The following is a 22,222-nucleotide window of genomic DNA, read 5'->3' on the forward strand; positions in this document are numbered from 1 at the left end:
GTTCGATAACCTATTCGATGTTCTGCACTTGTTCGCGCATCTGTTCGATCAAGACCTTGAGGTTCACCGCAGCCTGGGTCGAACGCGGATCGAAGGCCTTGGAGCCCAGGGTGTTGGCCTCGCGATTGAGTTCCTGCATGAGGAAATCCAGACGCCGTCCCGCGGCGCCGCCGGCCTTGAGCACGCGGCGGACTTCGCCGACATGGGTGCTCAGGCGATCGAGCTCTTCGGCGACGTCGCTCTTTTGCGCGAGCAGCACCAGCTCCTGCTCGAGCCGCTGCGGGTCCAGCTCGGCGCGCATCTCGGCGAAGCGGTCGAGGATCTTCTGGCGCTGGCCTGCGAGCATGTGCGGAACCTGCTCGCGCAGCGCGGCGACTTCGCCGGCGATCGCGTCCAGACGCTCGTTGAGCAGGCGCGCCAGTTCGGCGCCTTCGCGCCCGCGGCCGCTCTTGAGCTCGGCGAGGGCTTCGCCGAACAGCTCCAGCGCGGCGGCGTTCATGGCCTGCGGGTCCGCGGCATCGGCCACCAGCACGCCGGGCCAGGCGAGCACTTCCAGCGGGTTCAGCGGCGCCGGCTGCTTGATCAGCGCGGCGACGCTTTCGGCCGCCGCGATCAGCTGCGCGGCGCGCTCGCGGTCGACCTGAAGTTCTTCGCCGCCGCCCACTTCGGCGAGGCGCAGGGTGCATTCGATCTTGCCGCGCGAAACGCCCTGGCGCAGCGCCTCGCGCACTGCCCCTTCGAGGTCGCGGAAGGCGTCCGGCAGGCGCAGGTGAGGTTCGAGATAACGATGATTGACCGAGCGCAGCTCCCAGCTCAGGGTGCCGTGGGCGCCGGCCCGCTCGACCCGCGCGAAGGCGGTCATGCTGTGCACCATGGGGAAAACCTCTCGGTGAAGACGGGAAAGACGGTACGAAAGGCGCAGGATTGTAGCGCAGTGCGTCGGTGGCTCCCAAACGGCGATGTCCTGCAGCGAACACGGCCCTTATACTGCGCGACAGTTTTCTGCCTAGGAATTACCCATGAAGCGTCCAAGTGGCCGCGCCGCCGACCAGCTGCGCCCGATCCGCATCACCCGCAACTACACCAAGCACGCCGAGGGTTCGGTGCTGGTGGAGTTCGGCGATACCAAGGTGATCTGTACGGTCAGCGTCGAATCGGGAGTGCCGCGCTTCCTCAAGGGCCAGGGCCAGGGTTGGCTCACCGCCGAGTACGGCATGCTGCCGCGCGCCACCGGCGACCGTAACCAGCGCGAAGCCGCGCGTGGCAAGCAGGGTGGTCGCACCCTGGAAATCCAGCGCCTGATCGGCCGTGCCCTGCGTGCCTCGCTGGACATGAGCAAGCTCGGCGAAAACACCCTGTACGTCGACTGCGACGTGATCCAGGCCGACGGCGGAACGCGTACCGCCTCGATCACCGGTTCGATGGTCGCCCTGATCGACGCCCTGAAAGTGCTGAAGAAGCGCGGCGGGCTCAAGGGCGGCGACCCGCTCAAGCAGATGATCGCGGCGGTTTCCGTCGGCATTTACCAGGGCGAGCCGGTGCTCGATCTGGATTACCTGGAAGACTCGGCTGCCGAAACCGACCTGAATGTGGTCATGACCGACGCCGGCGGGTTCATCGAGGTGCAGGGCACCGCTGAAGGCGCGCCGTTCCAGCCGGAGGAACTGACCGCCATGCTGGCGCTGGCATCGGCGGGCATGCAGCAGATTTTCGAGCTGCAGCGTGTCGCGCTGGCCGACTGATCGTCGCCTGAGGAGTTGCCGTGATGGATGAGTTCGACACCCTGACCCCGCCGGAAAACGCCCCGCTCAAGCCCAGCCAGCAGGCGCGGCAGTGGGCGATGCTCTGTCACCTGGCGGCATTCGCGGGATTGGTCGTGCCTTTCGGCAACCTGCTCGGGCCGTTGATCGTCTGGCAACTGAAAAAAGACATCGACCCGTTCGTTGACGCGCAGGGCAAGGAAGCGCTGAACTTCCAGATCAGCGTGGCCATCGCGGTGATGGTCTGCTTCATGTTGATGCTGCTGGTAATCGGCTTTCCGCTGCTGGCTTTGGTCAGCATCGGCGCGCTGGTGCTGAGCATCATCGGCGGACTCAAGGCCAACGAGGGCGTGGCCTATCGTTATCCCTTCACCTGGCGGCTGGTGAAGTAAGCGCGCCGCGGCGACGGGCAAAACCCGTAGCCGCGCGGCTCAGACGCTGAGCATCCAGTCGTAGTCGACGGTCAGCGGCGCATGCTGGGAGAAGCGCGGCTGACGCGGCAGCTTGGCACTGCGCACGAATCGGCGCAGGCCGGGCGTGAGCAGCTGATAGTCGAAGCGGTAACCCAGGTTGAGCAACTCGGCCTGTTCGCTGTCCGGCCACCAACTGAACTGATCGCCTTCGCGGCTGACTTCGCGCAGCGCATCCACGTAGCCCATGGTGCCGACCACTTCGTCCATCCACGCGCGCTCCGGCGCGAGGAAGCCAGTGACCTGTTGGCAGTCGCGCCAGTTCTTCACGTCGAGCTTCTGATGTGCCACGTACAGCGAGCCGCAGTAGATGTACTCCCGGCGCTTGCGGCGTTGCTTGTCGAGATAGTGGGCGAAATCGTCCATGAACTTGAATTTCTGGTTCAAGTTTTCGTCCCCGCCCTGGCCGGACGGCAGCAATAAGGTCGCGATGCTGACCTTGTCGAAATCCGCCTGCAGATAGCGCCCGTAGCGGTCGGCCATTTCGAAGCCGAGGCCGCTGATCACCGCCTTGGGTTGCAGCCGCGAGTAGAGCGCCACACCACCCTGACTGGGTACTTCGGCATCGCAGGCATACAGGAAATAGCCGTCCAGTTGGAAGGCTGGGTCGTCCAGTTCGAAGGCGGAGGCACGGGTGTCTTGCAGGCAGATCACGTCGGCATTCTGCGCTTGCAACCAACTGAGGAGTCCTCGTTCGGCTGCAGCCTGAATACCATTCACGTTCACACTGATGATCCGCATAATGGCCCCCAAAAACACGTGCATGTATGATACCCGAGCTCTCTACATTTAGCTAAATCCATGCCGCTTCAAGGATTTTTCATGCAGGACTACCAGCGCGACTTCATCCGATTCGCCATCGAGCGCGGTGTTCTGCGCTTCGGCGAGTTCACCCTGAAGTCCGGCCGCACCAGCCCGTACTTCTTCAATGCCGGTCTCTTCAACAGTGGTCTCGCGCTCTCCGAGTTGGGACGTTTCTACGCGGCTGCCGTGGTGCAGAGCGGGATTTCCTTCGATGTGCTGTTCGGTCCGGCCTACAAGGGCATTCCGCTCGCGGCGGCAACCGCCGTCGCCCTGGCCGAGCGCCATGGGCTCGATCTGCCCTGGTGCTTCAATCGCAAGGAAGCCAAGGACCATGGCGAAGGCGGCAGCCTGGTTGGCGCGCCGCTGGTCGGACGCGTGCTGATCGTCGACGACGTGATTACCGCCGGCACGGCGATTCGCGAAGTCATGCAGATCATCGACGGCCAGGGCGCGCAGGCCGCGGGTGTGCTGATCGCGCTGAACCGCCAGGAGCGGGGGCGCGAGACGCTTTCGGCGATTCAGGAAGTCGAGCGCGATTTCAAAATGCCAGTAGTAAGTATTGTGTCCCTCGAACAAGTACTGGAATATCTCGCCGGTGATGCTGAACTGAAAAAATACCTGCCAGCTGTCGAAGCGTATCGCGCGCAATACGGCATCTGATCTTCACCCCTTGGGCGCTCTGAACATGGCTGAACCGGGCTCGTTCCGTTTTTGGATGCTGTTGCTGGCTCTGCCGATGCTCGCGCAGGCCGCCGAGAAGGGCGATCAACAACTCTATCGTTACGTCAACGACAAGGGCGTCACGGTCCTCGACCGCCAGGGTGTGCCTTCGCAGTACATCGGCAAGGGCTACGAGGTGCTCAACGAGAGCGGCCGGGTGATCCAAGTCGTGCCGCCGGCGCCGAGCCCGGAGGAGATGCAGCGCCGCCTTTCTGAGAAAGCCCGTGCCAGTTCGGATGCGCAACTGTTGCGCCTGTACTCCAGCGTCGACGACGTCGACCGCGCCAAGGCCCGCAAGCAGGCCGAGCTCGACGGGCTGATCAGCGTGGCGCGGGGAAATCTGCAATCGCTGCGTACCCAGCAGGCCAATCTGCAGAGCCAGGCCGCCGACAAGGAGCGCGCCGGCCAGGCGGTTCCCGATCAACTGGTGGCGCAGATCGATAACGTAAAGGCCGACCAGGTGCGTCTGCTCGGCGATATCAAGCGCTACGGCGACCTGCGCAAGCAGGCCGATGCCTCCTTCGCCGCCGATCGTGCCCGCCTGAGCGAGTTGCTCGGTCTGCCGCAGTAACCCCGATTCCGAGTTGAACGAACCGATGCCCAGGGCCCTTGCGGCCCGGGGCGTTGCGCCTCGTCAGTGACGCTTGCGGGTGGTGATCTGGGTGCCCACACCGGTGTCGGTGAAGATTTCCAGCAGTACCGCATTCGGCACCCGGCCATCGATGATGTGCGCGCTGTGCACCCCGCCCTGCACCGCTTCGAGCGCGCAACGGATCTTCGGCAGCATGCCGCCATAGATGGTGCCGTCGGCGATCAGCGCGTCGACTTCCTCGGTGGTCAGCCCGGTCAGCACCTGGCCGGTCTTGTCCATCAGGCCGGCGATATTGGTCAGCAGCATGAGTTTTTCCGACTTCAGCGCCTCCGCCACCTTTCCGGCCACCAGGTCGGCGTTGATGTTGAACGACTGCCCGTCGGCACCGACGCCGATTGGTGCGATCACCGGGATGAAGTCGCCCTTCACCAGCATGTTCAGCAGATCGGTGTTGATCCCGACCACTTCGCCGACCTGGCCGATGTCAATGATCTCGGGCGTGGTCATCTCCGGTGTCTGGCGGGTCACCTGCAGTTTCTTCGCGCGGATCAGCTCCGCATCCTTGCCGGTGAGGCCGATGGCGCTGCCGCCGTGGCGATTGATCAGGTTGACGATGTCCTTGTTGACCTGGCCGCCGAGGACCATTTCCACCACATCCATGGTCTGCGCATCGGTGACGCGCATGCCGTCGATGAAATGACTTTCGATGGACAGCCGCTTGAGCAGATCGCCGATCTGCGGGCCGCCGCCGTGTACCACGACCGGGTTTATCCCGACGGCCTTCATCAGCACGATGTCGCGGGCGAAACCGTCCTTCAGCTCGTCGCTTTCCATGGCGTTGCCGCCGTACTTGATGACCAGCGTCTTGCCCACGAAGCGGCGGATGTAGGGCAGTGCCTCGGAAAGGACCTGGGCGACCTGGGTGGCGTCTTCACGACTGAGGGGCATGGGTAACTCCGGCGTATCGAAAAGCGAAGGGTGGAAATGACAGCGCGACGCAGAAGCGTCGCGCGGGTGGAATGATACCGAGCAAGTCGGCGGCGCATCACGCGCCGTCTGCTCAGAACGGTACTTTCATCTCCGGAGCGACGCGCGCGAGCTGCTCGCGGAACACCGCCTTGATGCGTTCCAGCTCGGTCTCGGTCTCGGCCTCGAAGCGCAGCACCAGCACCGGCGTGGTGTTGGAGGCGCGCACCAGGCCCCAGCCTTTCTGGTAGTCGACACGCACGCCGTCGAGGGTGGTCAGGTTGGCCTCGCCCCACTGGGCGTCGCGCTGCAGGGCGTCGATGATGGCGAACTTGCTCTCTTCGGTGACCTGGATGTTGATCTCCGGGGTCGAGACGTCGTTGGGGAACGCGGAGAACACGTGCTCGGCGTCGCGCTTGTCCTGGCTGATGATCTCCAGCAGGCGCACGGCGCTGTAGATACCGTCGTCGAAGCCGAACCAACGCTCCTTGAAGAAGACGTGGCCGCTCATCTCGCCGGCGAGCAGCGCGCCGGTTTCCTTCATCTTCTTCTTGATCAGCGAGTGGCCGGTCTTCCACATCACCGGGCGACCGCCGTAGCCGCTGATCAGCGCGGTCAGGCGGCGCGTGCATTTGACGTCGAAGATGATGTCCGCGCCGGGGTTGCGCGAGACGACGTCCTTGGCGAAGAGCATCAGCAGGCGGTCCGGGTAGATGATGGTGCCGGTGTTGGTCACCACGCCGACGCGGTCGCCGTCGCCGTCGAAGGCGAGGCCGATGTCGGCGCCGACTTCCTTCACCTTGGCGATCAGGTCTTCGAGGTTTTCCGGCTTGCCCGGGTCCGGATGGTGGTTGGGGAAGTTGCCGTCGACGTCGCAGAACAGCGGAATCACTTCGCAGCCCAGGCCTTCGATCAGCTGCGGGGCGATCACCCCGGCGACGCCGTTGCCGCAGTCGACCACGACCTTGAGCTTCTTGGCGACGGCGATGTCGTCGCGAATCTCGTTGTAGTAGCGCTCGAGTACGTCGACCCGTTCGACGCTACCGCTGCCGCTGGCCAGGTCGTTGTTCTCGATGCGCAGGCGCAGCGCCTGGATCTGCTCGTTGGCCAGGGTGTCGCCGGCGATGACGATCTTGAAGCCGTTGTAGTCCGGCGGGTTGTGACTGCCGGTGAGCATCACGCCGGACTTGCCGGCGAGCACGTTGGCCGCGTAGTAGAGCACCGGCGTCGGCACCATGCCGATGTCGCTGACGTTACAGCCCGAGTCGAGCAGGCCCTGAATCAATTGCTGCACCAGCTCCGGTCCGGAGAGGCGGCCGTCGCGGCCGACGGAGATGTTCGGTTCGCCCTTGGCGAGGGTTTCCGAGCCGATCGCGCGACCGATCCAGTACGCGGTTTCCGGGGTCAGGCTGTCGCCGACCACGCCACGAATGTCGTAGGCGCGGAAGATGCTCGCGGGAAGCGTGGGGGCTTGGGGGGTGCTCATCTGAGTGTCTCGCTCCATGGACTCGAGGCCAAGCATGTCTTGGTCCTCGTCGAGAATGTCGATATCGAGAATGTCGGTCGACTGGAACAGCGGGTCGACCAGCTCGGTGTTTGGGTCGGCAATGGGTTCAACCGCTCGCGAGGATGAGGCGGAGCCCGAGGCGCCGTTTTCGGCGGCATTCGAGGCTGCTTCGTTTCTTCTTCTTGTGGGCATGCGCGCGAGGTTCTGCGCCAGAGCGTCCATCAAGGGCAAGCTCAGGCTGGGAGTTTTGATGGTCTTGCCGTTGTAGAGTTCCTGCGCCATCTGCCCCAGGTGCAGAACGTCGCCGCGCAGGCGGCGTTGCTGCAGCCCGTGCACCATCTGCAGGCCGGCCAGCGCGCCGCCGAACGCCAGCAGCGCGGCGAGCGCGAGCATCAGCGGCGAGACGTCCAGCGCGCTGATTTCCTGGCTCGGCGCGAAGCGCAGCTTCCAGTTCGGGTTGCCGCTGCTCAAGGCCAGCGGCTCGCCCTCGGTACCGGGTTCTCCACCGAAGTTGGCGAGCACCTGCTCCGGCGCGTTGCCGAACTTCTGGGTCAGCTGCAGGCGACCGGCGCTGTTCGGCAGCGGCGGCAGGGTGCGCAGCAGGCGTTGCAGATCGACCACCAGCAGCAGCGTACCGACCACCGGGCTCTTGTCGTCCTGCCGCAGCGGTGCGGCGCTGTAGACCATCCAGCGGTTGCCGACCTTGTAGGCTTCGGCGGCGGGTGGCTGGCCGCCTTCTGCGCGGCGCAGCAAGTCGAGGGCGGCGAAGCTCACCGGTGCTGTCCGGCTGCGATCCTGAGAGGCCTCGCCGCGCGGGTTGATGTAGGCGTCGATCACGCCATCCCAGTAGCCGATCGATTGTTCGGCGGCGCTGATCTGGCTGGCGTCGCCACTCTGCAGCGCGGCGAGCAATTGCGGATTGCGCGCGGCGGCGCGGGTGTCGGCGGTGAGTGCAGCCAGGGCCTGTTGCAGGGCGGATGCCTGGGCGCTGCCGAAGGTCTGTACCAGTTGCTGCCGTTGCTCCTGCTGGAAGTTGGAGAACACGCCGAACCACAGCACGGCGCCTGCAGCGACCAGGCCGAGCAGCACGGGAACCAGTCCCGGTAGCAGCGGATTCTTGCCCAGCGATTGGCGGGGCGCCGCCTTGCCCATCGACGAGAGGTCGACACCGGTATCGGATTCCTTGGCCGTGCGCTTGAAGAGTTTCACCTGGGTTCCTCGCAATTCATCCTGAAGTTGCGTCAGTGACTGCCGGAATGGCCAAAACCACCCGCACCGCGCTGGCTTTCGCCGAATTCCTCGACCAGCTCGAAATGCGCCTGCACCACCGGAACCAGCACCAACTGCGCGATCCGCTCGCCGACGGCGATGCTGAAGGCGGTCTGCCCGCGGTTCCAGCACGACACCATCAGCTCGCCCTGGTAATCCGAGTCGATCAGGCCGACCAGGTTGCCGAGCACGATGCCGTGCTTATGGCCGAGCCCCGAGCGCGGCAAGACCAGCGCGGCGAGCCCGGGATCGGCGACATGGATCGCCAGGCCGGTGGGAATCAACAGGGTCTCACCGGGTTCGAGCACATGCGCCTGCTTGAGCATCGCGCGAAGGTCGAGGCCGGCGGAACCGGGCGTGGCGTAGGTCGGCAGCGGGAATTCGCTGCCCAGGCGTGGATCGAGGATCTTGGCTTGGAGGGCGTGCATCGGTCACTCAGTGCGGTTGAGACGGTCGGCGATGAAGTCGATCAGTTGACGGGCGATCTTGCCCTTGCTGGTCTGGGCGAAGGCGCTTTGATGGTGCTCGCGATCGATCACGGTGATCGCGTTTTCCTCGCTGTTGAAGCCGATCGTGGGGTTGGCCACGTCGTTGGCGACGATCAGGTCGAGGTTCTTGTCACGCAGCTTGCGCGAGGCGTACTCCAGCAGGTTCTCGGTCTCGGCGGCGAAGCCGACGCTGAACGGGCGGTCTGCGCGCTGCGCCAGCGTGGCGAGGATATCCGGGTTGCGCACCAGTTGCAGGAGCAGTCCGTCGCCGCTGGTGGGGTCCTTCTTCAGCTTGTGCTGGGCGATCACTTCGGGACGGTAGTCGGCCACCGCGGCGGCGGCGATCAGCAGGTCGCACGGCATCGCAGCCTCGCAGGCCGCGAGCATGTCGCGGGCGCTGACCACATCGATGCGATTGACCCGGTCCGGCGTCGGCAGATACACCGGCCCGGTGATCAGCGTGACCCGCGCGCCGGCCTCGGCCGCCGCCTCGGCAAGGGCGAAACCCATCCGCCCCGAGCTGTGGTTGGTGATGTAGCGCACCGGATCGATGTTTTCCTGGGTCGGCCCGGCGGTGATCAGCACGTGCACGCCAGACAGCGACAGGCGCTGGAAACAGTCGGCGGCGAGCTGAGCCAGGTCGTCGGCCTCGAGCATGCGGCCCATGCCGACATCCCCGCAGGCCTGGCTACCCGACGCCGGACCGAACAGGCGCATGCCGCGCTCCTGCAACACGCGGGCGTTGGCCTGGGTCGCCTCATCGCGCCACATGGCCTGGTTCATCGCCGGCGCCAGCGCGATCTGCGCATCGGTGGCCAGCACCAGGGTGGTCAGCAGGTCATTGGCGACGCCCTGGGCGAGGCGCGCCATCAGGTCGGCGGTGGCCGGAGCGATGAGAATCAGATCGGCCCAGCGCGCCAGCTCGATATGGCCCATTGCCGCTTCGGCATCCGGGTCGAGCAGGTCGAGGTGAACGGGGTGGCCGGAAAGGGCCTGGAGGGTCAGCGGCGTGATGAATTCACGTCCGCCCTGGGTCATCACCACACGGACTTCAGCGCCCTGGTCGCGCAGGCGGCGGACCAACTCGGCACTCTTGTAAGCGGCAATCCCGCCGCCGACGCCCAGGACGATGCGTTTACGATACAGCCGCTGCATAGGCCTGCCTTTTTATAAGTGACCGCGGCCGCAAATGTGCCCAGGCAGGGCGCCGCGCAAAGTTCGGCTAAGATAGCACAGCGCCTGCACCGGAACAGCGGGCCGCGGCTCGACAGGGAGGTGTCATGAGCATTCGCGATTGGCCTGCGGCAGAGCGCCCGCGGGAGAAACTTCTGGAGCAAGGCGCGGCGGCTCTGACCGATGCCGAATTGCTGGCGATCTTCCTGCGTACCGGCGTGGTCGGGCAGAGCGCGGTGGACCTGGCGCGCCACCTGCTGCAGGACTTCGGCAGCCTGCGTGCGCTGCTCGAGGCCGACCAGGCGTCCTTCAGCCTGCGTCTCGGCCTGGGCCCGGCGAAGTTCGCCCAACTGCAGGCCGTCCTGGAAATGGGACGTCGCCACCTCGCCGAGGGCCTCAAGCGCGATTCCGCCCTGGAAAGCCCGCAAGCCGTGCGCGACTACCTCAAGGCGCGCCTGCGCCACGAACCCCACGAAGTCTTCGCCTGCCTGTTCCTCGACGCCAAGCACCGCGTGCTGGCTTTCGAAGCGCTGTTCCACGGCAGCATCGACAGCGCCAGCGTCTACCCACGTCAGGTGGTCAAACGTGCCCTCGCACACAACGCCGCCGCCCTCATCCTCACCCACAACCATCCCTCGGGTGTCGCCGAGCCCAGCCAGGCCGACCGCCAACTGACCCGCCGGCTGACGGATGCGCTGGCCCTGGTGGACGTGCGTGTACTCGACCATTTCATCGTGGGTGACGGCGAACCGCTGTCGATGATGGAGTCTGGGTGGGTTTGATTCGGACTCTGCACTACCTCCGAAAGCGCACTCGCGCCCCTAATACATACGCTCTTTGCATAATCACTCGGATTGGTTGTCCTGGATCATATTAAGTCGACAACTTGATTCCACCTTTTTTACATCGTGCTATTAGTTGAATGCCTGTCACACTTTGAAGTTGTGTGCAGGATTAGGATGCGTAGCGCGTGAAGTTTGTGTGCAAATAACTGCGCAGTTGGTAAGTGTGCAATAAGTTGCGCAACATGGTCGAAATGGATTTCGCACCTCAGGCGTCATTACGCCGAAATGAAGAGTCAAGGATGACTTATCTAAACAAGTTGAATGCCCACTATCTGGACTTGGCCAAGTCGCCTATTCGCGACGGAGACTTCATCGGCTCCGATGCGCGTTACTCGGCCGAGTACGAACGGCTTGAGAAAGAGCTGAACAAGCCTTCTTCGCCGCACGAGACGGGCATTGTCGACTGGCAGAGAGTTCGTGAGGGCTGTGAATCTCTGCTCGCCTCCCAGTCCAAGGACCTGCGCGTCGCCGCGTGGCTGATCTGGGGCCTGTACAAGCGCGAATCCTTCGCCGGGCTGCACGCCGGACTCGGTCTTTTGAACTACCTGTGTGCGAACCACTGGACGGAACTGTATCCCCGCAAACCGCGAACCCGCGCCGCCGCGGTCAGTTGGCTGGTCCCGCGCCTGGAGCAGGTTTTCGCCGAGCCCATCCCGCTTGTCGAGCAACTCACGCTGTTTCGCGAACTCGCCGAGCAGCTTCGTTCACTGGAGCGTTTGCTGTCCGAGCAGTTGGGCAGTGACGCGCCGCTGTTACTGCCGCTTTGTCGGCGCATGGAGGAGCAGGTCCGGCAGGCGTCCGTCGGCCAGCCGGAGCCGGGAAGCGTCGGGGCCGTTATCGCTCAGGTGAAGCAGGCCGCAAGCCAGATGCTCACTCCCGGCGCGCCAGTAGAGAGCGAAAAGGATGCCCACAAGGGGCTCCGGGCGCTGCAGGAGCAAGCCCGCCCGCTGTGCGCCTATTGGCTAAAGCAGAAGGCCAGTGACCTGCGAGCGTTGCGCCTGGCCCGCACCCTGTTGTGGTTACCCATCGAAGGCCTCCCCGAACGCAACGCAGAACAAATGACCAGCCTCCGAGGTTTGCCGCAGGACAGGCTTGTCTGCTTTCAGGAGCGCTTCCAGCAAGGTCAATATGCTGATCTGCTGAGCGATCTGGAGGCCAGCCTGGTGCGGGCGCCGTTCTGGCTGGACGGCCAGCACCTCGTCTGGCTGTGCTTGCAGGAGTTGCAAGCGGAGCAGGCCATGCGCGAGGTCGAGATCCAGCTCGCCTTGTTTCTGCAGCGGATGAAGGGCCTGGAAATGTTGCGCTTCCATGACGGCTCGCCGTTCGCGGATGCACAAACCCGCGCATGGATCAGCGCCCAAGTCATGCCCCATGTTCAGCCGCCGTCCAGCACAGCCCTTCCTGTCGCCAGTGAGCAGGAGGTTAGGTTGGCGTGGGACGTTGCCCTGCAGGACAACCTGCCACGCCTGCGCAAGGAAGGCCTGAAGCCCGCGGTTCAGGCCCTCAAGCAGGGGTTGGCGAGCGCCCAAGGCGGTCGTGAGCGCTTTTTCTGGCATCTGGCATTGGCGCGTTTGTGTGTTGCCGCAAAAAAGTACGAGCTGGCGAAGACCCAGCTCGAATCCCTGGACCAGACACTTCAGGCCGGCGGTTTGTCCGACTGGGAGCCGGATCTTGTGCTCGAGGTCATGCGCCTTCTCTACAGCTGCTGCGAACTACTCCCGCAGAACCATGCGGTTCGCGAGCGCAAGGAGGAGGTGCATAGACGACTTTGCCACCTCGATATCGAAGTGGTGCTGGACTGATCGCAAGACTGAACACAAAGGAGAATGAACATGGCCAAAGAAGGCTCGGTGGCACCCAAGGAACGCGTCAACGTCACGTTCAAGCCCGCCGCCGGAGGTGCGCAGGAAGAGATCGAACTGCCGCTCAAACTCATGGTTCTGGGCGACTTCAACCAGCAGCTCGATGAGCGAAAGGTCGAGGACCGTCAACCCATCGGCATCGACAAGAACAACTTCGACGAGGTACTCGCCAAGCAGGAGCTGAGCCTCAGCTTCGGCGTGGCCAATCACCTGCTGGAGGACGCCAGCGATGAAGACCTCGGCGTGCAGCTGCGCATCCACTCCATGAAAGATTTCAATCCGGCCAATCTGGTCGATCAGGTCCCGGAGCTGAAGAAGCTGATGGAACTTCGTGATGCGCTGGTCGCGCTGAAGGGCCCCTTGGGCAATGCCCCGGCGTTCCGCCGCGCCATCGAAAGTGTGCTGGCCGATGACGTCTCGCGGGAGCGGGTGCTCGGCGAGCTGGGTCTCGCCGCACAAGACAAACTGGATGCTTGAGAACACCTCACAGGGAAGTGGAAACCATGAGCACTAGCGCAGCAGCCATCGACGGCGACAAGAATTTCGCCGAGCTCGGCATTCTCGACCGCATCATTGCCGAAACCAAACTTAGCCCCGATGACGAGGCTTACGATATCGCCAAGCGGGGCGTCTCCGCGTTCATTGAAGAGCTGCTCAAGCCGCAGAACGAGCACGAGTCGGTGAAGAAGGCCATGGTCGACCGCATGATCGCGGAGATCGACGCCAAGCTCAGCCGGCAGATGGATGAAATCCTCCATCATCCGCAGTTTCAGGCGCTCGAGTCCTCGTGGCGGGGACTCAAGCTGCTGGTGGATCGGACCAATTTCCGCGAGAACATCAAGCTGGAGATTCTCAACGTCTCCAAGCAGGACCTGCTCGACGACTTCGAGGACAGCCCGGAGATCGTCCAGTCCGGTCTCTACAAGCACATCTACACCGCCGAGTACGGCCAGTTCGGTGGCCAGCCGGTGGCCGCGCTGATTGCCAACTACTTCTTCGATCCGAGTGCGCCGGATGTGAAAACGTTGCAGTACGTCGCCAGCGTCGCCTGTATGTCCCATGCTCCCTTCATCGCCTCGGCAGGCCCCAAGTTCTTCGGTCTGGAGAGCTTTACCGGCCTGCCCGACATGAAGGACCTCAAGGACCACTTCGAGGGCCCGCAATTCGCCAAGTGGCAGAGCTTCCGGGAGCAGGAGGACTCTCGCTATGTCGGCCTGACGGTGCCCCGTTTCCTGCTGCGCAATCCGTATGATCCCGAAGACAACCCGGTGAAAACCTTCGTCTACCGGGAGAATGTCGCAAACAGCCACGAACATTACCTGTGGGGCAATACCGCCTATACCTTCGCCAGCAGGCTGACCGACAGTTTCGCCAAGTTCCGCTGGTGCCCGAACATCATCGGGCCACAAAGCGGTGGGGCGGTGGAAGATCTTCCGCTTCACCATTTCGAAAGCATGGGCGAGATCGAAACCAAGATTCCGACCGAGGTGCTGGTGTCCGATCGGCGCGAGTATGAGTTGGCGGAGGAGGGTTTCATCGCCCTGACGATGCGCAAGGGCAGCGATAACGCGGCGTTTTTCTCCGCCAATTCAGCGCAGAAGCCGAAGTTCTTCGGCATCAGTGAAGAAGGCAAGAATGCCGAGCTGAACTACAAGCTCGGCACGCAGCTGCCTTATCTGTTCATCGTCAACCGCCTGGCTCACTATCTGAAGGTTCTGCAGCGCGAACAGATTGGTGCGTGGAAAGAGCGTACCGACCTTGAGCTGGAATTGAACAAGTGGATTCGGCAGTTCGTGGCGGACCAGGAGAACCCCAGCTCGGAGGTACGAAGCCGGCGACCACTGCGAGCGGCCCAGGTCATCGTCAGCGACGTCGAGGGCGAGCCTGGCTGGTACCGGGTCAGCTTGAACGTGCGGCCACATTTCAAGTACATGGGCGCCGATTTCACCTTGTCGCTGGTGGGCAAGTTGGACAAGGAGTGACGGCGTGTCCTACGGAAGTCTCTTCGAGCGCCTGAACGGTACAGCCCAGCTGCGGAAGGGCTGGAGTCGCGAAGTGGCGGTCATGGCATCGGTGGCTGACCATCTCGGAAAGATGCTCAGTACCCGGGCGGGCAGCGTGCAAACGTTGCCCGACTATGGACTTCCCGACCTCAACGACATGAGTCGCTCGTTACACGACTCGTTGCTTCAGGCTCGCACGGCTATCGAGCGTTTCGTCGGGCAGTACGAGCCACGCCTGACGAGCGTGCGGGTTGCGCCTTTGCCCTGCAAGCACGACCCGCTCACGCTGTCTTTCACCTTGGACGGGTTGCTGAATATTGATGGGCAGACGCGCCCGATCAGTTTTACCGCACGCCTGGACGGCAGCGGCAAGGTCAGGGTCCAACGTAATGGCTGAGCCATGGATGGCGATGACATGAACTTCATAAAATTATCCTCGGCATTAACTGCCTGGATTTCGACAGCGGCAGGTAGCTCGGCAACTTTCCATGCCCGCGTCCATGTTCCGAGTGAGTTATGCAATACATCCGCTCCCCTGTTAGTTGTAGGGGATAGCGGCGATCCGTCGGCCTTTCATTTCGTTCAAATTCTTCAGAGTTCAAACACAGCAATCGGTACCTGGCGCCAACAACTTCTTCGCCTCGAGAAGTGCTGGGTCAATCCGATGGAATTCGTATTTCCTCTCTATTCATCTGCACATCCGGTTTCTACGACCCTAACCGATCAGGGCCATGTTCCGTACGCTTCGTATCCATCGGAAAAGGACTGAAGCGCCATGTCCTTCAACCACTATTACCAGAGCGAACTCACGGCCTTGCGCCAGCTCGGCAAGTGCTTTGCCGACCGCAGCCCGGCGCTGGCGCCTTTCCTTGGGCAGGCGGGGCGCGATCCGGATGTGGAGCGGTTGCTGGAGGGCTTCGCGTTTCTAACCGGGCGTCTTCGGCAGAAGCTGGACGATGAACTGCCGGAGCTGACCCATTCGCTGATGCACCTGCTGTGGCCTAACTACATGCGGCCATTGCCTGCGTTCAGCATGGTGCAGTTCGATCCGTTGAAGCGTCCGGGACCGGCTTTGTCGGTGCCTCGCAATACGCCGGCGGAATCGCGGCCCATCGAAGGCGTTACTTGCCGTTTCCGTACCGCCTATGCCACCTCGGTGTTCCCGCTGGAGCTCACCGGCCTGGATTACTCGGTCAAGGGCGGTGGCGCGCTGCTCAGTTTGCGCGTGGAAATGTGCGCGGACGGTCATCTGGGCGAGCTCGCACTGTCCAGCCTGCGTCTGCATTTGTGCGGTGACCGCTACATCAGCCAGTTGCTGTATCTGGGTTTACTGCGTCATCTCGAAGGCATTCAGCTGGTCTTCCTCGACGCCGAACACAGGCCACTCGAAGACGATCATGGCCAGATGCTGTCGCTGCTGTCGCTGGATCCCAGCCAGGTACAGGCAGTAGGTTTCTCCGAGAGCGAGGCGCTGGTTCCCTATCCGCTGAATACCTTTCGCGGCTACCGCTATCTGCAGGAGTACTTCGCGTTTCAGGACAAATTCCTGTTTCTCGACCTGCTCGGCCTAGAACGGCTCAACCCTCTGCTGGGAGAGCGGATCGGTGAGGCGCGCGGCTTTGAGGTGCGCTTCGACATTCGCCAGGCGGGGGTGCAGCGCATCAGGCCGACGCTGGACAATGTGCGCCTGCACTGCACGCCGGTGGTCAACCTCTTTGAGCACGATGCCATCCCGATTCGCCTGGATGGCAAGCAGGATCAGTACCTGCTGCTACCTGCAGAACTCGACTCCAGGCATTGCGGCGTCTTCTCGGTGGATCGGGTGACCGGTTGGAAGCCCGGGGGGATGGGCTATCAGGAGTACGTCGCGTTCGAGTCCTTCGAGCACGATCCGAGTTTCGACGTGCCGCTGGCGCGCCCACATTACAGCGTCCGACAGCAACCATCGTTGCTCGGCGATGGCCTGGAAACCTATCTCAGCTTCGGCCTGCGCGACCTCGACCAGCATGAAACACTCTCCGTAGAACTGACGTGTACCAATCAGAACCTGCCGAGCCAGCTACGGGCGGGCGATATCTGCCTGCCCAGCGAGGACACCCCGGAGTTTCTGACGTTTCGAAACATCGGCAGCGTGACCTCGAGCTACGCCCCACCCGTACATCGTGACTTCCTCTGGAAGCTGATCAGCAACCTGTCGCTCAACTACCTGTCGCTGACGAATGTCGAGGCGCTGAAGGTGATCCTCGAGACCTATGACCTGCCGCGTCACTATGACCAGCAGGCAGAAAAGGTCAGCCGGCGTCTGCTGGGAGGGCTCGAGGCGATCAGCCATCAGCATGTCGATCGATTGCTGCGGGGTTTGCCGGTGCGCGGAGTACGCACGGAGCTGGTGATGAATCCCGACGGCTATCTGGGCGAGGGCGATCTGTTCCTTTTCGCCTCGGTGCTCAACGAGTTCCTGGCTCTGTACGCCAGTCTTAATTCGTACCACGAGCTGCACGTACGCAGTACACAAGGAGAGGTGTACCGATGGACGCCACGCATGGGGCAGCAGCCCCTGCTTTGAGCCGGCTGAGCCGGGGCATTCGAGAGTACAGCCTGTTCCAGGGTGTGCTGCTGGTGCTTGATCGGCTACGGGCCGCCTATCCCGATCTGGACGAGGAGGGGCTGTACGCTCGGCTTGAGTTTCAAGCCAACCCGAGCCTCGGCTTTCCGGGTAGCGATATCGACCAGCTGCAGTTCTTCGAGGAGGGCGGGGAGCTACGTGCGCGGCTGCGCATCAATCTGATCGGACTTTGCGGTGCCGGATCTCCATTGCCGACGTTCTACGCCGATCAGGCGCTGGGCGATGGCGATGAGGGAAATCCAACACGCGCATTTCTCGACCTCTTCAATGGACGCTTGCAACGTCTGCTGTTGCCGATCTGGCGCAAGTACCGTTATCGCGCGGGGTTCCGGCCGGGCGCCACGGACGCCTTCTCCGCGCATCTGTTCGCTCTCATCGGTCTGGGCGGCGAGACCATTCGCGGCGCGTCCGAACTCAACTGGAAGCGGTTGCTGCCCTATCTCGGTCTGCTCAGCCTGCGCGCGCATTCCGCCGCGTTGATCGAATCGGTCCTGCGGTACTACTTCAAGCATGCCGAGCTGTTCATCGAACAGTGCATCGAGCGCCAGGTGACGATTCTGGGCGAACAGCTCAACCGGCTCGGTCTGGCGAACAGCCGTTTGGGTGAAAGCCTGGTGTTGGGCGAGCGGGTCCGGGATCGCGGTGGAAAATTCCGTATTCACATCCGCCAGCTGGGTTGGCAGCGCTTCCACGAGTTCCTGCCCATAGGTACGGGCTATCAACCGCTCTGCGCGCTGGCGCGTTTCACCCTGCGCGATCCGCTGGCCTACGACATTCGTCTGCAATTGCGTCAGGACGAAATACGCGAGCTGCGTCTGGGCGCCGATAACCCCTGCCGGCTGGGTTGGACCAGTTGGCTCGGGAGTCGGCAGGCGGATGGTCTGGTGACCTTGAGCAGCCAATCTCACTGAGGACAGCGAGATGATCAACGTCGATCTGCAACGACTGGTGCTGGCATTGGATGCCGAAAGCAAACGCGACCTGGAGCGCGCCGCCGAGCGATGCGTCTCACGCGGAGGCAGCAGGATTCTGCTGGAGGATTTGCTCCTCGGCCTGCTGGAGCGCAGCGATGGCGTGCTGATGCGGGCTTTGCAGGATGCCGGCGTCGAACCCGGAGCGCTGGCGGCCACGCTGCAACCGCGCGCAGAGCGTAGCGAATCGCTCAATCCGGTCTTTTCCGGCGAACTGGTGCAGTGGCTGCAGGATTCGCTGCTCATGGCCAACCTTGAACTCGGCAGGACCCAGATTGACCAGGCGGCGTTGCTTCTTGCGCTGCTGTGCAACCCGCTGCGTTATGCCGGCAGCCAATTCCAGCCCTTGCTGGCGAGGTTGAGCGTGCAGCGCCTGCGAGAGTTTGCCCGCGCCGGGCAGGCGCCCGATCCCATGGAGCAGGTGCCCGCTGGCCAGACCAATCTGCAGCGCTTCACCCATAACTTTACCCAGCAGGCGCGGGACGGGAAGCTCGATCCGGTGCTCTGCCGGGATTCCGCGATTCGCCAGATGATCGACATCCTCGCGCGGCGCCGGAAGAACAATCCGATCGTGGTCGGCGAAGCCGGCGTCGGCAAGACCGCGGTGGTTGAAGGGCTGGCGTTGCGCATCGTTCGAGGTGACGTGCCGGAAGCCCTCGCGGGCGTCGAGCTGCTCTGTCTCGACCTTGGATTGCTGCAGGCGGGCGCGAGTATCAAGGGCGAGTTCGAGCGCCGCCTGCAGGGGGTTATCGATGAGGTGAAGATGGCGCTCAAACCCATCATCCTCTTCATCGACGAGGCGCACAGCCTGATCGGGGCGGGTGGCCAGGCGGGCAGCAACGATGCGGCGAATCTGCTGAAGCCGGCGCTGGCGCGGGGCGAGCTTCGCACCATCGCGGCAACCACCTGGAGCGAATACAAGAAATACTTCGAGAAAGACCCCGCGCTGGCGCGGCGCTTCCAGCCGGTGCAGCTGCATGAGCCCAGCGTGAGCGAGGCGGTAACCATCCTTCGCGGCCTGGCGCCGGTCTATCAGCGCAGTCATGGCATTTACCTGCGTGACGATGCGGTGGTCGCCGCCGCAGAGCTTTCCGCCCGCTACCTTGCTGGTCGGCAATTGCCGGACAAGGCCGTGGACGTTCTCGATACCGCCTGTGCGCGTGTCCGCATCAGCCTGTCCACGGCGCCGGAAGCGCTGGAGCGTTTGCGTGGCGAAATTGCCGAAGGTGTTCGTCAGGCGCATGCCCAGCGGCGTGATCTGAGTGCCGGTTTGGCGGTCGACGAGCCTGCCCTGGATGAGCTGGAAGCGCGTCTTGTCGAGGCCGAAGACGAATGCCGGCAGTTGGAATCGCGTTGGCAGCGCCAGCGACTGTTGGCGCAGCGGCTACTCGACCTTCGGCAGCAGCAGGCTACCGCGGACTCGGCATCGTCGACGGGGATAGAGACGGCGTTGCGTGAGACCCAGGCCGAGCTGGCGGCGGAGCAAGCGCAGTCACGTCTGGTCAGCCACGAGGTCTGCCCACGACTGGTTGCCGAGGTGATCAGCCACTGGACCGGTGTACCGCTGTCGCAGCTGGCACGCGAGCACAACGCCCGCTTGATGAGTTTCGCCGCCGATCTGCGTCAGCGCGTGCGTGGTCAGGACCCGGCGGTGGATGCGCTGGATCGTGCGATGCGAGCAACGGCGGTCGGGCTGAATCGGGCCGATGCTCCCGTGGGCGTCTTCCTTCTCGTCGGCCCGAGTGGTGTCGGCAAAACCGAAACGGCACTGGCGCTCGCCGAGCTGCTGTATGGCGGCGAGCGTTTTCTCACCACCCTGAACATGTCCGAGTTTCAGGAGCGGCACAGCATTTCCCGGCTGATCGGGTCGCCACCGGGTTATGTCGGCTACGGGGAAGGCGGCGTACTGACAGAGGCGGTGAGGCAGAAACCTTACTCGGTGATTCTTCTCGATGAAGTGGAGAAGGCCGATCCGGACGTTCTCAATCTCTTCTACCAGATTTTCGACAAGGGCCTGGCGAACGACGGTGAAGGGCGCGAGATCGATTTCCGCAACACGCTGATCCTGATGACTTCCAACCTCGCCAGCGAGCGGATCGCCACGCTGTGTGGGCACCGTCGACCTGACATCCAGGAACTGCGGGAGGCCATCCGTCCGGCTCTCTCCCACCATTTCAAGCCTGCGTTGCTGGCGCGTATCTGCGTGGTGCCCTACTACCCGGTGAGCGGCGAGGTACTGCGTGAGCTGGTCGAGATGAAGCTGGCCCGTTTCGCCGAGCGCTTGCGGCGGCGCAACCTGGGGCTCAGCTATACCGACGCGCTGCTCACGCGCATCACCGAACGCTGTGCGCAGGGCGATAGCGGTGCTCGTCTGATAGACCGGCTGATCGAAAGCGACCTGCAGCCCATGATCGTGGACCGCTTGCTGGGCGCGATGGCGGGCGGAGAGCCGCTGCGGCACGTGCACGCCACGCTGAACGGCGAAGGAGCGATGGTCTGTGAGTTCGCCTGAAGCCTCTTCCATGTTCCGCCATGTGCCGCAGCCGCTGCATTACGCAGAAAGGCTGCTTCAGCGTTTCGCCGGGTTGTCGCATGCCTTGAGCGCCGAGGTGCTGCTCGGAATGTTGGTCGAGTCCGCCGCTCAGCTTTCCGGCTGCGAGCTGAGCCAGCTGTTCCTCCTGGACGCGACCCATACCCGACTCACACTCTGCGCCGAATGGCTTGACGGTGTTCTGCAGCCCCGGGAAGCGGCGAGCCTGCCGAGCGACTACGAAGGCGAGCAGTTGCTGCAGTATTGCCTGTGCCAGAACCGGACGCTCAGCCTTGCAACGCTGGACAGCGCCCTGCACGAGACATCCTTCCTGCCCCCTCGGGCGATGCCTTGGCGAAGTTTGTTATGCATGCCGCTGCGCGATGAGCGGGCCAATGTCTGCGGGCTATTGCTTTGCGCCAGTCAACGCGCTTCCGAACTGCAGGGGTTCGCCGACTCGCTGGGCAATCTGGGGACCTTCGCGGTCACCCAACTGCATCTGTTGCAGAGGCTACGCGGGCTCGCAGATGGAATGGACGAGGTACGTACACCTACGCCCTGCGCCAGCGGCTACGGCCTGATCGGTGAAAGCCCTGGAATGCGCGCCGTCTACCGGTTGGTGGGCAAGGTGCTGCACAGCCCGGTGAACGTGTTGCTGACGGGGGAAACAGGTACCGGCAAGGAGCTGGTCGCACGGGCCATCCACCAATGCGGATTGCGGCGCAGCCGAGCGTTCTTGGTACAGAACTGCGCGTCGTTGCCCGAGAGCTTGCTGGAGAGTGAGCTGTTCGGTTATCGGAAAGGGGCTTTTACCGGGGCTGATCGTGATCGCCTGGGGCTGTTCGATGCCGCTGACGGTGGCACGCTGTTCCTCGACGAGATCGGTGATATGCCGCTCGCCCTGCAGGGCAAGCTGCTTCGCGTGCTGCAGGAGGGTGAGGTGCGCCCCCTGGGCTCGACGAAGACCCACCGTGTCGATGTGCGTATCGTTGCCGCCACCCACCGTGATTTGCGCGCGCTGGTGGAGGCAGGACAGTTTCGCGAAGACCTGTTCTATCGCCTGGCGCATTTTCCCATCGAGCTGCCTGCGTTGCGCGAGCGTGCCGGTGATATTCCACGCCTGGCCCGGCATTTCGCCGACAACGCCGCTCACCTTCTGCAGCGCGACACCTGTCGCTGGTCCGCTGACGCGCTGAGTCAGCTAAGCGCCTACGCATTCCCTGGCAACGTGCGCGAATTGAAGGGGCTGGTCGAGCGCGCTGTGCTGTTGTGTGAAGGCGGCGAATTGCTGCCCGAGCACTTCGATTTACGCCAGGAACGCATCATTTCCAGCGGAAAAACGCAGAACCTGCGTGAGCGTATGGAGCAGATCGAGCGGGGCCTGTTGCTGGAGTGCCTGCGCAAGAACCGTGGTAATCAGAGCAGGGCGGCGCGCGATCTTGGTTTGCCGAGGCGCACGCTGCTGTACCGGATGGATCGCTTGAACATCGGTGCTGGCGATGTCTGATCTCACCGGCAACAGCGTCTTCGCAGCGGCCAATACCGCGCACTTCACACTGAGCCTCGAAGGCCAGGCGCACGACCTGCAGGTGCTCGCGTTCCAGGGCCGCGAGGCGCTTTCCACGCCCTATGCCTT

The 22,222-nt window shown here is 63.3% G+C and carries 19 protein-coding genes; 13 read left to right on the forward strand and 6 right to left on the reverse strand.

Annotated features, from left to right (window positions below; all coding sequences use genetic code 11):
• Window positions 1–10: 10 nt before the first annotated feature.
• Entirely contained in the window at window positions 11–874 is an 864-nt protein-coding gene (locus BLV15_RS20055) for a YicC/YloC family endoribonuclease (protein WP_090231491.1), read from the reverse strand.
• Window positions 875–1,019: 145 nt separating this feature from the next.
• On the opposite strand from BLV15_RS20055, the gene rph reads away from it, so the two are divergent.
• Window positions 1,020–1,742, forward strand: coding sequence for a ribonuclease PH (gene rph, locus BLV15_RS20060; protein WP_090231492.1), 723 nt, complete (start codon window positions 1,020–1,022; stop codon window positions 1,740–1,742).
• Window positions 1,743–1,765: 23 nt separating this feature from the next.
• Window positions 1,766–2,152, forward strand: a complete 387-nt coding sequence (locus BLV15_RS20065) for a DUF4870 domain-containing protein (RefSeq protein WP_090231493.1) — start codon at window positions 1,766–1,768, stop codon at window positions 2,150–2,152.
• A 39-nt stretch (window positions 2,153–2,191) separates the two neighbouring features.
• Here the strand turns inward: BLV15_RS20065 and BLV15_RS20070 are convergent, their stop codons facing one another.
• Window positions 2,192–2,971: an exodeoxyribonuclease III gene (locus BLV15_RS20070; protein WP_090231513.1), complete on the reverse strand. Its 780-nt coding sequence runs from the start codon at window positions 2,969–2,971 to the stop codon at window positions 2,192–2,194.
• Window positions 2,972–3,052: 81 nt separating this feature from the next.
• Between BLV15_RS20070 and pyrE the strand changes: the two genes are divergently transcribed.
• Both pyrE and BLV15_RS20080 read left to right on the forward strand, forming a co-directional pair.
• Window positions 3,053–3,694, forward strand: coding sequence for an orotate phosphoribosyltransferase (gene pyrE / locus BLV15_RS20075; RefSeq protein WP_090231494.1), 642 nt, complete (start codon window positions 3,053–3,055; stop codon window positions 3,692–3,694).
• A gap of 55 nt (window positions 3,695–3,749) precedes the next feature.
• Complete coding sequence (locus BLV15_RS20080; RefSeq protein ID WP_245728243.1) at window positions 3,750–4,325, forward strand: DUF4124 domain-containing protein; 576 nt, start codon at window positions 3,750–3,752, stop codon at window positions 4,323–4,325.
• Between the two features lie 63 nt (window positions 4,326–4,388).
• Here BLV15_RS20080 and argB read toward each other — a convergent pair whose 3' ends face one another.
• The 4 genes from argB to coaBC all read right to left on the reverse strand — a co-directional run bounded on the left by argB (window position 4,389) and on the right by coaBC (window position 9,731).
• Window positions 4,389–5,294: an acetylglutamate kinase gene (gene argB / locus BLV15_RS20085; protein WP_090231495.1), complete on the reverse strand. Its 906-nt coding sequence runs from the start codon at window positions 5,292–5,294 to the stop codon at window positions 4,389–4,391.
• A 112-nt stretch (window positions 5,295–5,406) separates the two neighbouring features.
• Window positions 5,407–6,798: a phosphomannomutase/phosphoglucomutase gene (algC, locus tag BLV15_RS22245; protein ID WP_217632908.1), complete on the reverse strand. Its 1,392-nt coding sequence runs from the start codon at window positions 6,796–6,798 to the stop codon at window positions 5,407–5,409.
• Between the two features lie 1,262 nt (window positions 6,799–8,060).
• A complete protein-coding gene (gene dut / locus BLV15_RS20095) occupies window positions 8,061–8,516 on the reverse strand; it encodes a dUTP diphosphatase (protein ID WP_090231497.1) in 456 nt (151 codons plus the stop codon).
• 3 nt (window positions 8,517–8,519) lie between these two features.
• Window positions 8,520–9,731 (reverse strand): bifunctional phosphopantothenoylcysteine decarboxylase/phosphopantothenate--cysteine ligase CoaBC, encoded by a 1,212-nt coding sequence (gene coaBC / locus BLV15_RS20100; RefSeq protein WP_090231498.1) that lies wholly within the window; start codon window positions 9,729–9,731, stop codon window positions 8,520–8,522.
• A gap of 125 nt (window positions 9,732–9,856) precedes the next feature.
• Here coaBC and radC point away from each other — a divergent pair, with 125 nt between their 5' ends.
• The 9 genes from radC to BLV15_RS20145 all read left to right on the forward strand — a co-directional run bounded on the left by radC (window position 9,857) and on the right by BLV15_RS20145 (window position 22,093).
• Window positions 9,857–10,531 (forward strand): RadC family protein, encoded by a 675-nt coding sequence (gene radC, locus BLV15_RS20105; protein ID WP_090231499.1) that lies wholly within the window; start codon window positions 9,857–9,859, stop codon window positions 10,529–10,531.
• Window positions 10,532–10,833: 302 nt separating this feature from the next.
• Window positions 10,834–12,396 (forward strand): type VI secretion system protein TssA, encoded by a 1,563-nt coding sequence (gene tssA, locus BLV15_RS20110; protein ID WP_090231500.1) that lies wholly within the window; start codon window positions 10,834–10,836, stop codon window positions 12,394–12,396.
• 30 nt (window positions 12,397–12,426) lie between these two features.
• Entirely contained in the window at window positions 12,427–12,933 is a 507-nt protein-coding gene (gene tssB / locus BLV15_RS20115; protein WP_090231501.1) for a type VI secretion system contractile sheath small subunit, read from the forward strand.
• Between the two features lie 26 nt (window positions 12,934–12,959).
• Complete coding sequence (gene tssC, locus BLV15_RS20120) at window positions 12,960–14,438, forward strand: type VI secretion system contractile sheath large subunit (protein ID WP_090231502.1); 1,479 nt, start codon at window positions 12,960–12,962, stop codon at window positions 14,436–14,438.
• Between the two features lie 4 nt (window positions 14,439–14,442).
• Window positions 14,443–14,856 (forward strand): type VI secretion system baseplate subunit TssE, encoded by a 414-nt coding sequence (tssE, locus tag BLV15_RS20125; RefSeq protein WP_090231503.1) that lies wholly within the window; start codon window positions 14,443–14,445, stop codon window positions 14,854–14,856.
• Window positions 14,857–15,234: 378 nt separating this feature from the next.
• Entirely contained in the window at window positions 15,235–17,025 is a 1,791-nt protein-coding gene (gene tssF / locus BLV15_RS20130) for a type VI secretion system baseplate subunit TssF (RefSeq protein WP_090231504.1), read from the forward strand.
• Window positions 16,989–17,996, forward strand: coding sequence for a type VI secretion system baseplate subunit TssG (tssG, locus tag BLV15_RS20135; RefSeq protein WP_090231505.1), 1,008 nt, complete (start codon window positions 16,989–16,991; stop codon window positions 17,994–17,996). The genes tssF and tssG overlap by 37 nt, the downstream gene beginning before the upstream one ends.
• A gap of 10 nt (window positions 17,997–18,006) precedes the next feature.
• The gene (tssH, locus tag BLV15_RS20140; RefSeq protein ID WP_090231506.1) at window positions 18,007–20,568 is read left to right on the forward strand and encodes a type VI secretion system ATPase TssH; all 2,562 of its coding nucleotides are present in this window, start codon (window positions 18,007–18,009) and stop codon (window positions 20,566–20,568) included.
• A 10-nt stretch (window positions 20,569–20,578) separates the two neighbouring features.
• Window positions 20,579–22,093, forward strand: coding sequence for a sigma-54 interaction domain-containing protein (locus tag BLV15_RS20145; RefSeq protein ID WP_090231507.1), 1,515 nt, complete (start codon window positions 20,579–20,581; stop codon window positions 22,091–22,093).
• Window positions 22,094–22,222 lie beyond the last annotated feature (129 nt).

The sequence above is a fragment of the Pseudomonas kuykendallii genome (assembly GCF_900106975.1).
GTDB classification, from domain to species: Bacteria; Pseudomonadota; Gammaproteobacteria; order Pseudomonadales; family Pseudomonadaceae; genus Pseudomonas_O; species Pseudomonas_O kuykendallii.

Excerpts from the sequence above, each read along its gene's own strand:
- dut (WP_090231497.1), bottom strand. The coding sequence starts at position 8,516 with ATGCACGCCCTCCAAGCCAAGATCCTCGATCCACGCCTGGGCAGCGAA.
- algC (WP_217632908.1), bottom strand. The coding sequence starts at position 6,798 with ATGAGCACCCCCCAAGCCCCCACGCTTCCCGCGAGCATCTTCCGCGCC.
- BLV15_RS20065 (WP_090231493.1), top strand. The coding sequence starts at position 1,766 with ATGGATGAGTTCGACACCCTGACCCCGCCGGAAAACGCCCCGCTCAAG.
- BLV15_RS20080 (WP_245728243.1), top strand. The coding sequence starts at position 3,750 with ATGCTGTTGCTGGCTCTGCCGATGCTCGCGCAGGCCGCCGAGAAGGGC.
- rph (WP_090231492.1), top strand. The coding sequence starts at position 1,020 with ATGAAGCGTCCAAGTGGCCGCGCCGCCGACCAGCTGCGCCCGATCCGC.
- tssH (WP_090231506.1), top strand. The coding sequence starts at position 18,007 with ATGATCAACGTCGATCTGCAACGACTGGTGCTGGCATTGGATGCCGAA.
- radC (WP_090231499.1), top strand. The coding sequence starts at position 9,857 with ATGAGCATTCGCGATTGGCCTGCGGCAGAGCGCCCGCGGGAGAAACTT.
- pyrE (WP_090231494.1), top strand. The coding sequence starts at position 3,053 with ATGCAGGACTACCAGCGCGACTTCATCCGATTCGCCATCGAGCGCGGT.
- tssB (WP_090231501.1), top strand. The coding sequence starts at position 12,427 with ATGGCCAAAGAAGGCTCGGTGGCACCCAAGGAACGCGTCAACGTCACG.
- argB (WP_090231495.1), bottom strand. The coding sequence starts at position 5,294 with ATGCCCCTCAGTCGTGAAGACGCCACCCAGGTCGCCCAGGTCCTTTCC.
- coaBC (WP_090231498.1), bottom strand. The coding sequence starts at position 9,731 with ATGCAGCGGCTGTATCGTAAACGCATCGTCCTGGGCGTCGGCGGCGGG.
- tssF (WP_090231504.1), top strand. The coding sequence starts at position 15,235 with ATGTCCTTCAACCACTATTACCAGAGCGAACTCACGGCCTTGCGCCAG.
- BLV15_RS20070 (WP_090231513.1), bottom strand. The coding sequence starts at position 2,971 with ATGCGGATCATCAGTGTGAACGTGAATGGTATTCAGGCTGCAGCCGAA.
- tssC (WP_090231502.1), top strand. The coding sequence starts at position 12,960 with ATGAGCACTAGCGCAGCAGCCATCGACGGCGACAAGAATTTCGCCGAG.
- BLV15_RS20145 (WP_090231507.1), top strand. The coding sequence starts at position 20,579 with ATGTTCCGCCATGTGCCGCAGCCGCTGCATTACGCAGAAAGGCTGCTT.
- tssG (WP_090231505.1), top strand. The coding sequence starts at position 16,989 with ATGGACGCCACGCATGGGGCAGCAGCCCCTGCTTTGAGCCGGCTGAGC.
- tssA (WP_090231500.1), top strand. The coding sequence starts at position 10,834 with ATGACTTATCTAAACAAGTTGAATGCCCACTATCTGGACTTGGCCAAG.
- BLV15_RS20055 (WP_090231491.1), bottom strand. The coding sequence starts at position 874 with ATGGTGCACAGCATGACCGCCTTCGCGCGGGTCGAGCGGGCCGGCGCC.